9 protein-coding genes are annotated in these 11,468 nt (G+C 32.4%); 6 read left to right on the top strand and 3 right to left on the bottom strand.

Features of this window, described 5'->3' with window-relative positions; translation table 11 throughout:
- The 3 genes from QZ260_RS09710 to QZ260_RS09700 all read right to left on the bottom strand — a co-directional run.
- The coding region (locus QZ260_RS09710) for a patatin-like phospholipase family protein (RefSeq protein WP_295985568.1) at positions 1 to 141 on the bottom strand (141 nt) is incomplete at its 3' end.
- A gap of 27 nt (positions 142 to 168) precedes the next feature.
- Positions 169 to 2,124, bottom strand: a complete 1,956-nt coding sequence (locus tag QZ260_RS09705) for a M1 family metallopeptidase (protein ID WP_295985567.1) — start codon at positions 2,122 to 2,124, stop codon at positions 169 to 171.
- 45 nt (positions 2,125 to 2,169) lie between these two features.
- Entirely contained in the window at positions 2,170 to 3,858 is a 1,689-nt protein-coding gene (locus QZ260_RS09700) for a histidinol-phosphatase HisJ family protein (protein ID WP_295985565.1), read from the bottom strand.
- 193 nt (positions 3,859 to 4,051) lie between these two features.
- Here QZ260_RS09700 and recG point away from each other — a divergent pair, with 193 nt between their 5' ends.
- The 6 genes from recG to QZ260_RS09670 all read left to right on the top strand — a co-directional run.
- Positions 4,052 to 6,154: an ATP-dependent DNA helicase RecG gene (gene recG, locus QZ260_RS09695; protein WP_295985562.1), complete on the top strand. Its 2,103-nt coding sequence runs from the start codon at positions 4,052 to 4,054 to the stop codon at positions 6,152 to 6,154.
- Positions 6,155 to 6,202: 48 nt separating this feature from the next.
- Positions 6,203 to 6,784 carry a tRNA-(ms[2]io[6]A)-hydroxylase gene (locus QZ260_RS09690; protein ID WP_295985559.1) on the top strand — a complete coding sequence of 194 codons (582 nt, stop codon included), beginning with the start codon at positions 6,203 to 6,205 and terminating at the stop codon, positions 6,782 to 6,784.
- 223 nt (positions 6,785 to 7,007) lie between these two features.
- Entirely contained in the window at positions 7,008 to 9,176 is a 2,169-nt protein-coding gene (locus tag QZ260_RS09685) for a DNA mismatch repair protein MutS (RefSeq protein WP_295985555.1), read from the top strand.
- Positions 9,177 to 9,244: 68 nt separating this feature from the next.
- The gene (locus tag QZ260_RS09680; protein ID WP_295985552.1) at positions 9,245 to 9,664 is read left to right on the top strand and encodes a DCC1-like thiol-disulfide oxidoreductase family protein; all 420 of its coding nucleotides are present in this window, start codon (positions 9,245 to 9,247) and stop codon (positions 9,662 to 9,664) included.
- Between the two features lie 260 nt (positions 9,665 to 9,924).
- Entirely contained in the window at positions 9,925 to 10,491 is a 567-nt protein-coding gene (locus tag QZ260_RS09675) for a Crp/Fnr family transcriptional regulator (RefSeq protein WP_295985550.1), read from the top strand.
- Between the two features lie 89 nt (positions 10,492 to 10,580).
- The coding region (locus QZ260_RS09670; protein WP_295985547.1) for a TolC family protein at positions 10,581 to 11,468 on the top strand (888 nt) is incomplete at its 3' end.

The raw sequence follows: 11,468 nt of genomic DNA, 5'->3' as shown, positions 1-11,468 counted from the left end.
TAAATGAGGTATGAGCAGACTACCAGTTGAAGTACCCAAATATAGATCGTAATCTCTACCCTCTTTCTTAATCAAATACTCAGCCACACCACCAGCGTATGCGCCTTTACTGCCTCCTCCAGAAATTACTAATGCTTTCATTTTTTTTATATTGTAATTAAGTATAATTTAATTATCAATCAATAAAGACTTTGCGAACTTCCTAAATCGCCAGTTATGATGTGTAATAGCTTGTTTTAAGTTATCTATACAATCCTCTTCACAAGCTTGAATTTGGTTTAAATATTGAAACGCATTTTGACGAATCTCAAAACCGTATTCAGGGCTTGTATAGTCTGTTAATTCTTTAAAATATTGTTTTCTTTGTTTTAATTGATAGTCTTCAGTAATTAGAGCTAAAGTTAACCAAAGTGTTCTAACATTCTTATCACTAAACCCATGAATACCGTTAATTTTATCTAAATACTTATGTCGCTCCTTCGGAAAGTTTTGCCATAAATTGAACAAAGCAGTTTCAATAGTTGTATATGACTTATCATAGAGTAGTGTTTCATAGGTATCTTGTAATTCTGATGGAATTTCAGGTAAATTATTGGCTAAATAGTTTCTAAATTTAACATTTTTAGTTTTAAATGTTTTAGGTTTAATTGGATAATTAATTTGATTTATAAGTGATATTTTAATTCTATAATCTGTATTTCTTCTTTCAATAATTTGCTCACAGTTTAATTTTTCACAATCCATAAATAATACATGACTAACTATTAAAGATTTCTTTGATATATCAGCAATCATTTCGTCATAATATATTTCTTTAGATACCAGCCAATTATTAACAAATTCTATCAAATTTTTTCCACTCGCCATTTCGATTTCATTTATAAAATCATTTGTTTCAACATTACCAAACTGATACTTTTCTAAATAATTTTTTACTGCAATCTTAAAAGCCCTATTCCCTACTTTTTCTCTTAACATATGTAAGACCCAAGCTCCTTTTTTATAAAACGTAGTACTACTAGATTTTGGATCTAACAGCGATGTGCTTTGGCCTGCTTCATCTTGCTCTAATAATTCTTGAGAATATTCATATAATCTCCAATAGTAATATTCATCTCCAAAAATATCGCGTTCTGCCAACAAGGCGTAATAGGTGGCAAAACCTTCTTGCAACCAATGGTGGATTCCAGATGACTCAGTAACCAAATCTCCGAACCATTGATGAGCCAATTCATGTGCATTAACATTTACATAGTTTTTATCCACAAATGCTATAGAATCGATTACAAAACTATCCGAAAAAATCGTTGCACTTGTATTTTCCATACCAGCATACAAAAAGTCTTTAACAGGAACTTGCTTATAATTTTGCCAAGGATATGACACCCCTATTTCTTCCTCAAGAAAATCAAACATCTCCCGAGTATAACGATAGGTTGGCTCAAATTTTAACGAATCTTCTGGATAATAATACATTTCCAAAGGAATGCCACTTTTTGAATATTCTACTTTTTTATCATATTTTCCTATAACCAAAGCCACTAAATAGCTAGACATTGGGTTTTGCATATCAAATTCCCATAAATTATAAGTCGGTGTTTCTCTTTTAGAAAGCATTTTACCATTAGAAATAACCTGATAATCTTTAGGAGCAACGAACGACAAATCAAACTCTATTTTTTCATTCATATCGTCTATGGATGGAAGCCAATGACTTGTATATTTCCCTTGTCCCTGAGTCCATATTTGCTTTTTCGACCCATTATCCCATCCCACAAAGTACATGGCTTTTTTTGGTGATGCAAAAAAGAGAAAGTTTAGCGTATAATCAGTTGAAGCTTCAAACTTGTTATAGATGATAAGCTTTTTACCATCATTCTTATACGTTATTGGCTTTTCATTTAATGCAACATTTAGAAATCGCATATTGATAGCGTCTAAATAGACAGAATCGATGTTCTTTAAAATACTAAACTTGACTTGATAAGAATTAAAAACAGTACTATCGACGTTAATTTGATTAAAAAGGATGACAGATTCTACTTTTTTAAAGTCAACAGAATCGGTTTGTTGACCCCATAAAAAATTTACACAAAAACATAAAGTAACGAATAATCGATTCATGATTTTAAATATATCAAAGATTAACCCAAAATCACAAAAAAGGCATTAAAAACTATGAAACTCAATTAAATTAGCCTCATAATATTGATCGCCTAGTTTTGACAACAGATTTCTAATCACGTTACTATCGCCATCAATGGCCAAAGCAGAATATCCAACATCATTCAATTTACCTAAACGCAAATCTTTAATATTTATGTGCTTTGAACCCAAGGCAGACAACAATATGAGCAGGACTCCAGGTGCATTATGATGTTTTGTTAAAATAACTTTATCACTTAAAGCCAAGTTTAAACCTACGCCATCCACCTCAAGCAAATACACGCCTGCTCTATAATAATTTGGCAAAACAGCATTTTCTTGATAGGTTAAATCTTTAAAAAGGCCCGTATCCGTACCGTTAATAAAATCGATAGCGCTCTGCACTTTTCCATTTTTATTATCTATTGATAAAAACGCAACTGCTGTACCATCATTATTTGTTTTTAGACGTGCTGTTTCTACATTAATTCCTTCAGAAGCTAAGGTGTTAAACAATGAAGAAATCACTCCAGGTTCATCTAAATGTTCAGAAAACAAACCATTAACTATTCTTTGGCTGTTTTTAGGAATTTCGTTTGTTACCGTTATTGATTTACCCCATTTACGAATTCTAATTGCGTTATAATCACCCATACCAGTGGCACTTCTATATATATCTACAAATTCAGAAAACGAACCACCAAAAGAATAATCAGGAATAATTCGTCTTTGATTATCATCCAGTCTTTGATTTAATAACTCAATGCCTTTATTTAAAACAGTATATTTTACTTTTAAATCGTGGTCATCATAAATCGTGCGATTCTCTGGGATTAATTTTGAATAGCTCACATAACTTTCGTAACCGGCTTCTTGAATATATTCTAAGCTTTCCTTGTAGTTTAATCCGTAGTAACGCACATGATGGGTATCTGTACCTACACAAACAGGGATTTCAAGTTCGTTTGCTCGTCTTAAAATACTTTGAACTGGGTACACTCCAACACCCTTAAACTTTCCAGCCATATTTACATCTAAAGATAAGTTTCTATCGGCTATAAGCTCTAAAAGCGTTCTAAATTTATTAGCCAATGGATGAGAACTCGTTTCAAAATTCACCAAAGCTTCGGGCATATCAACATTCAATTTTGGTAAATCAATATGTCCGATAATCTGAATCATATCTCCAAAACATTCTATCATTTGAATCATTTCATTGAAATATCCATCCCAATACGCTTCCAAACTCCCTCTTAATTTCAACAATTCAAAAGCTTCTTCTTTTGAACCATCATAGGGTAAACCTTCAGGTGCAAAATGCACAGAACCAATCACATAATCAGCATCTTCAGCTTGAAATATCTTTGACCTACTCCATTGTAAACCTAAATCAGGTCCCATCCATTCTAGCTCAATACCATACTTGATATTGATTTGTCCTTCATATTTTTCACGAAGATTAGCAATACGTTTTGGATAATTTAAATACGATTTATTCCCTCTAATAAACTTCACATTCGTATCTCTTTCAGCGGTATAGCGAAAGTTTGTTAATCGAGGTGAATGTATTATAAAGGTTATACTTGGGTTACCAGCTTCAATAGCTTTATCAACAATATCTTCTAATTTATCAATACCATGTTTTACATGATCTTGCTCAGTACCTGCATGAATGCCATGTGTTTCCCAAATAAATTCGTTGAGTTTTCTCATCAATCAATATCCTTTAAATTATATTTTAAGAATACCAAATTTAACCATTGAAATAGAAATACAGTCTATTATTTAATTTTTTCAATATATTTTAAAAAGAAAACAGTTATACCTATAAAAATATCTCAAATTCGACTTGATATTAAGAATTTAATAAGACATAATTTTAATTGATTTCCTTAAATTCGCTTATATGTCTGTTAACCTTCAAACCCCCATAGATTATTTAAAAGGTGTTGGTCCAAATCGTGCCGATTTGCTGCGTAAGGAGTTAGGTGTACATACCTATCAGGATTTAATCAACTTATTTCCAAACAGATACATAGACAGAACACAATATTATAAAATCAACCAATTACAACGCAACAATGCCGATGTGCAAGTAATTGGAAAGATAACAGGGTTTAAAGAAGTTGCTCAAAAGCGAGGAAAACGATTAGTTGGCACATTTCAAGACGATACTGGCACCATGGAGCTCGTTTGGTTTCGAGGACAAAAGTGGATTAGAGAAAATTTAAAGTTAAACACGACCTATGTCGCTTTTGGGAAAACCAATTGGTTCAGTGGTAAATTCAGTATGGCACATCCTGAACTAGAATTACTTGATGAGCATGAACAAAATATGCGTTCTGCGATGCAACCCGTTTACCCTTCCACAGAAAAATTATCAAATAGAGGTATCACAAATCGAATGATGAGTAAAATCATGCAACAGCTTTTTATTGAAACTAAAGGGAGATTTACCGAAACACTATCAGATAATTTGCGTTCAGAATTAAAATTAATTAACAAAGATTCAGCACTTTTTAATGTGCATTTTCCGAAGACTCAAGACCTTCTTTCTAGAGCTCAATTCCGATTAAAATTTGAAGAATTATTCTATATCCAACTGCAATTAATTATCAAAAATTTAATTCATAAGTCAAAAATTAAAGGCTTTCCTTTTGACCAAGTTGGAACCCATTTTAATTCATTCTTCAAAGACCATTTACCTTTCGAATTAACCAATGCACAGAAACGAGTTTTAAAAGAGGTTCGAGCTGATTTAGGGAGTAATGCACAAATGAACCGGCTTTTACAAGGTGATGTAGGTTCTGGAAAGACCATAGTTGCATTCATGTCAATACTCATGGCACTTGACAATGATTTTCAAGCATGCCTAATGGCGCCGACTGAAATTTTGTCAGTCCAACACTTTAATGGATTACAAGAATGGTGTAACAAATTGAATATCAATATTAAACTATTGACTGGTTCAACTAAAACTTCAGAAAGAAGAATAATTCACGAAGCTTTAGAAAATGGCGAATTACACCTATTAATTGGCACGCATGCCCTACTTGAAGATAAAGTGAAATTCAAAAATTTAGGACTCGCTGTAATTGACGAACAGCATCGATTTGGAGTTGCCCAAAGAAGTAAATTGTGGCACAAAAATACATCTCCCCCGCATGTTTTAGTAATGACTGCTACACCAATTCCTAGAACTTTAGCCATGTCTGTTTATGGTGATTTAGACATTTCAATTATTGACGAATTACCCCCTGGAAGAAAGGCTATAAAAACGGTTCATAGATTTGATAAAAATCGATTAAAAGTATTTCGATTTATTCGTGATGAAATTGATAAAGGGAGACAAATTTATATAGTATATCCATTAATTCAAGAAAACGAAAAAATGGATTATAAAGATTTGATGGATGGCTATGAAAGCATCTCTAGAGATTTCCCAATGCCTAAATACCAAACGTCAATAGTCCACGGAAAAATGAAACCAGCTGACAAAGAATACGAGATGCAACGGTTTATTAAAGGTGAAACTCAAATAATGGTAGCAACAACGGTTATTGAGGTAGGTGTAAACGTACCTAATGCTTCGGTAATGATTGTTGAAAGTGCAGAACGTTTTGGATTATCGCAATTACACCAATTACGTGGTCGTGTTGGTCGAGGTGCAGAACAGAGTTATTGCATTTTAATGACGAGTCACAAACTAAGTAGTAATAGCAAAACCCGTTTAGAGACTATGGTAGGAACCAATGATGGTTTTGAAATTGCTGAAGTTGATTTACGTTTGCGTGGTCCTGGAGATATTATGGGCACACAGCAAAGTGGCGTTTTAAACTTAAAAATTGCTGATATTATTAAGGACAATGATATTTTACAATTGGCTAGACATCATGCTAAATCTATTTTAAAAATTGACCCTTCGCTAACGCTTTCAGAAAACCAAGTGTTTCTTCACACCTACAAACAACTTGGTAAGTATAAAAATATCTGGAATTATATTAGTTAGTCTTTTTCTGCTTCAATCTTATAACTACTTTTACAAAAACGAAAAAATATGCTTGGTTTAAAATTAGCAACAGACCCGCGCTGGGTAAACATCGTAGAGTCTAATATTGAAGAAATATTAACCGACCATGCCTGGTGTGAGCAAAAAGCTGCCACTAATGCTATAACCATTATCACGCTTAATTCTGAATACACCGATTTAGTTACTGATTTACTCGAATTAGCTAAAGAAGAATTAGAACACTTTCAAATGGTTCATGACATCATAAAAGAACGCGGTTATAAACTCGGCAGAGAGCGCAAAGACAGCTATGTGAATGAGCTTTACAAGTTTATGAATAAAGGTGGGAGTAGACTACAATCTATGGTAGATAGATTATTGTTTTCGGCCATGATAGAAGCAAGAAGTTGCGAACGTTTTAAGCTACTTTCAAAGGAAATTAAAGACCCCGAACTTTCTAAATTCTACCATGATTTAATGATTAGCGAAGCAGGGCACTATACTATTTTTATTGGGTTTGCTCGTAAATACGGACAGGATATTGATGTTGATAAACGCTGGCAAGAACTTATAGATTTTGAAGCTGAAGTGATACAAAATTATGGCAAATCTGAAACCATTCACGGCTAAAAGCGCACCCAAATTTTTGATTAAACTTTTAATATCGGATTGCAATTTGATAGATTACCCAATGCATTTATGCAGAAATTGAAACGACAACAGGCATCTTTTTTCTAAACAATTCTTCTAAAGTGTTAATTAATATACTATTAAGAAGCTATCTCACATAAAAATCATCTCGCATAGATTGTTTAACTTTGCGTTTCTTTATTTTTAGAGTCTATACTTAGGAATGATACACATCCACGAAAAAACATTACAAGATTTAGAATTTCAAACGGTTTTACAACAAGTTAGCGAACTCTGTGTTACTCCTCTTGGAAATGAAAAGGCTTTGCAGATTTCGCCTTATAAAACATATGAAAAATTGCTGGTTGCTCTACAGATAACTAATGAGTATGTATCATCACTTTATAACGATAATCGAATACCTAATCATGGATTCGACACGATTACTAAAGAGATACAACTCCTTAATATTGAAAACACTTATTTAGAGGTTCATGGTTTAAAGAAAATAGTAGGGATGTCTATTACCGTGAATGCTCTAATAACCTTTTTAAACAAATTTGAAGAGTATTACCCAAATTTAAATCAGTTTGCATCACATATTGAAGTGACTAAAATTCTAATTGAAAAAGTTGATGGTATTGTTGACCGATTTGGGGATATAAAAGACAACGCCTCTAATTTACTTTTTGATTTACGACAATCAATAAACAAGATAAAAGGAAAAATAAACTCAAGTTTTGGCAGTGCTTTAAGCACCTATCATAATCTTGAATATTTAGATGATATTCGAGAATCTGTAGTAGAAAACAAACGTGTATTAGCTGTAAAAGCGATGTACAGGCGTAAAGTCAAGGGTGCTATAATGGGCGGTAGTAAAACCGGCAGCATTGTATACATAGAACCAGAAACCACTTTACAATACAGCAGAGAACTTAATAATTTAGAGTACGAAGAAGGTGAAGAAGTTGTTCGAATATTAAAAGATGTAACGGATTTTATGCGCCCGTTTTTAACATTATTACAAGATTATCAAACTTTTTTAATTAATATAGATGTCATTTCGGCGAAAGCAAAATACGCGAAATCTATGAATGCGATTCTTCCTGAATTTTCAGAAGATAAAAGCATGTATTTGCGAGATGCTTACCATCCACTACTCTATTTAAATAACTTAGAGAAGAAAGAAAAGACGTTTCCGCAAAGTATCGAATTAAAACAAGACAGCCGGATTATTGTTATTTCTGGTCCTAATGCTGGCGGTAAAAGCATCACGCTTAAAACAGTTGGCTTATTACAAGTTATGATTCAAAGCGGTATGCTTATTCCTGTACATGAACGTAGTAAAGTATTTCTATTCGATAGAATTTTGAGCGATATTGGAGATAATCAATCTATTGAAAATCATTTAAGCACCTATAGTTATCGCTTAAAACAGATGAATTATTTCTTGAAGAAGTGTAACAAAAACACACTCTTTCTAATTGATGAATTTGGAACGGGAAGTGACCCTGAACTAGGTGGTGCTTTAGCTGAAACATTTTTGGAAGAGTTTTACCATCGTGAAGCTTATGGAATTATTACAACACATTACTCGAACTTAAAAATATTAGCAAACGAGTTACCATTTATGTTAAACGCGAACATGCTATTTGATGAGCGCTCACTAGAACCACTTTATAAACTAGTTATCGGTCAAGCTGGAAGTAGCTTTACATTTGAAGTCGCTCAGAAAAATGGCATTCCATACAGTTTAATTAATCGTGCTAAAAAGAAAATTGAGCGTAGTAAAGTACGTTTTGATGCTACTATTGCTAAACTTCAAAAAGAACGCTCTAGACTTGAAAAAACAGGTCAATCATTAAAAGAAAATGAAAAGAAAAAACTTGAAGAGGCTGATAAGCTCGAAGGGATAAATGTGAAAATTCAGAAAAAACTTGAGAGCTATCAAGAATTATATGATAGTAATCAACGTTTAATTTACTTAGGTCAAAAAGTAAATGATATTGCTGAAAAATACTTTGATAACAAGCAAAAGAAAGCATTAATGGGAGAACTTTTTAAAGTTGTTCAGATTGAGAACTCTAAACGTGAAAAGGTATCAGCTAAGCAAAAGAAGTCCATAAAAGCTAAAGTGCAGCAAGTTAAACAAGAAGCCAAAAAGAAAGTAGACGTTATTCGCAAAAATAAAAAAATAGCTAAACAAAAAGCTATTGAACAACCTAAACCAAAAGAAATTATTAGAATTGGCGATCGTGTTAGAATGGAAGATGGCAGAGCTGTTGGCACTATTGACAAAATTGAAAAAAACAAAGCGGTTGTTAATTACGGGATGTTTACAACCAATGTTAGCTTAGACCAATTAGTACTGGTTGAGTCCGTAAAAAAATAACTACTAGTTCCAAGAGTTGTTCATTCCTAACTTTTAAGAATACAATATTATAGTGCTATCTTTACATCATGAATTTTGGAGTACCCGCTAATAAAAAATTAATACTGTTTGATGGTGTTTGCAACCTCTGCAATTCTTCGGTGCAATATGCTATAAGACATGATAAAAACAATTTGTTTTTATTTACAGCATTACAAAGTAATATTGGGCAAAACATTATTGAGCACTACAATATTGATACTTCTAAAATAGATTCTATTCTTTTATATACTCCTGAAAAAGGCATTCAATATAAATCTACTGCAGCTTTAAAAGTAGCGTGGCAATTGAGGTTTCCAATAAATTTATTGGCTATATTTCTAATTGTTCCAAACTTTATACGCAATTGGGTTTACGATTTTATTGCTAAAAATCGTTACAAATGGTATGGCAGAAAAGAATCTTGTATGGTTCCTACGCTTGAATTAAAAAGTAAGTTTTTGGATTAACGATTGTCATTTTTAAATGAGGCACGATTGAGAAATCAGATCATTTATAAGATTTAAAATGACATTCTTTAATAATATTCTCCTATCAATAGAAATAACTTTAAATATTTTCATCTCCTTTGTTTATAACTTTTTTGTATATATTATATTACATATTGATCTTTTGATTTTAAAAATATAAATTCGCATATCCACTGATATATGTCCTTAATACAGCACCGTATCAATAAAACTGATATGTACTTACAAATTAATATTTCATGAATATTACCGACTTCCTCATAACATTTGTGCCATTCTCTCACGATGAACTAAATGACATACTCCCTTGTTTTGAAAAAGAAAACGTCCAAAAAAATCAGGTCTTAATTAAAGAAGGTCAGGTTTGCAATAAATTATATTTTATAGAACAGGGGTTAGGCAGAAGTTATTATCTTAAAGAAGATGGAAAGGAAGTAACGCAATGGTTCTCTGGAGCTGGTAAATTTATGGCCAGTGTGGATAGTTACTTTAATCAAAGCCCTAGTTTATATTATTTAGAGGTTTTAGAAGATTCAGTTCTGTATAGTATATCCTATGAAAACATGGACTTATTATTAGTCAAATACCACAAAATGGAAAAATTTATTAGATTATTATCCTTAGAAATGTTTACAAAAATCATTTATAAATTAAATGCTATTCAATTTCATACTGCTAGAGAACGCTATGATTATATGATCTCTGAATTTCCAAATATAGCACATCGTGTCCCCTTAAGCCAAATTGCCTCTTTCCTTGGGATGACCCAGGAAACTCTCAGTCGCATTAGAAGAAATGAGGTTTAAATGAAATTAATCTTCACTTTTTGATATAGGTCAAATGAAAATTATGAGATCGTTATGATATTTGCATTGCAATATTAAAATCATTTGCAATGCACAAAAACACATCAAGACTAAATATCCTTTTAATTGTTTTTACATGCTTCGTTCCATGGGTCTCTATGGCTCAACAATTGAATCCAGATCTAAAGGATCTGATAAGCAAAGGATTGAAAAAAAGTCATACCGTCAATATTCTAAGTTTTAATACTGAACAGTCAAAAATTGATCAAAAATTGGCGAAGGCTGTTTTTCTGCCCAAATTGACTTTCAATGCGAATTACATGCGATTGAATGATGACTTAACTTTCGACGATGACACGCAAAATTTATTAATTGCAACCCAAAAATTGCTCATCAAAGAAGCCGTTGGCATTCCTTTTAATGATCCTTTTCCTGAAAATATTCCTTTAACAGAAATCACTAATCTACAAGACAAAAATATCTTAAAATCATCAGTAGATTTAGACTGGGTGCTCTTTAGCGGACTTGAAGCTACCAATGCCATTAAAGCCAGCAAACATAAAGAAGCGTCGTTAAATTATGTTGGGATTGCCGAAAAGGAAAAAATAGCCTTAAAAATAATTGAGGCTTACGATAAACTGGCGTTGGTATATGCCTCTAAACGTGTTCTAAATACTTCTGAAACATACTTAGATGAGCAAGAATACTACGTAAAAAAAGCCATTGAAAATGGTTTGGCAACTCCTATTGGTCGCAAAAAAATTGAGTTAGCACAACAACAATTAACAGCGAAACAATTGGATTTTAATCATAATAAAACCTTATTAGTCGAGGTGCTCCATCAACTAACAGGTGAAAACAGGGGGAGTTTATACCTACTGAATCCAATATTGCATTCATTTTCAATAGACTCTTTATCCAGTACTGAAAAACGAAATGAAGTCAAAGCTTTAGAAGAGGCGAAAAAAGCGACACTA

The organism is uncultured Algibacter sp. (assembly GCF_905480415.1).
Classification (GTDB): Bacteria; Bacteroidota; Bacteroidia; order Flavobacteriales; family Flavobacteriaceae; genus Algibacter_B.
The sequence above is the reverse complement of the archived record's forward strand: the minus strand, read 5'-3'. Positions and strand labels throughout refer to the sequence as shown.

Bases quoted from the DNA above. Each gene is read 5' to 3' on its own strand.
- QZ260_RS09685 (WP_295985555.1), top strand. From the start codon at position 7,008: ATGATACACATCCACGAAAAAACATTACAAGATTTAGAATTTCAAACG.
- QZ260_RS09675 (WP_295985550.1), top strand. From the start codon at position 9,925: ATGAATATTACCGACTTCCTCATAACATTTGTGCCATTCTCTCACGAT.
- QZ260_RS09700 (WP_295985565.1), bottom strand. From the start codon at position 3,858: ATGAGAAAACTCAACGAATTTATTTGGGAAACACATGGCATTCATGCA.
- QZ260_RS09690 (WP_295985559.1), top strand. From the start codon at position 6,203: ATGCTTGGTTTAAAATTAGCAACAGACCCGCGCTGGGTAAACATCGTA.
- recG (WP_295985562.1), top strand. From the start codon at position 4,052: ATGTCTGTTAACCTTCAAACCCCCATAGATTATTTAAAAGGTGTTGGT.
- QZ260_RS09705 (WP_295985567.1), bottom strand. From the start codon at position 2,124: ATGAATCGATTATTCGTTACTTTATGTTTTTGTGTAAATTTTTTATGG.
- QZ260_RS09680 (WP_295985552.1), top strand. From the start codon at position 9,245: ATGAATTTTGGAGTACCCGCTAATAAAAAATTAATACTGTTTGATGGT.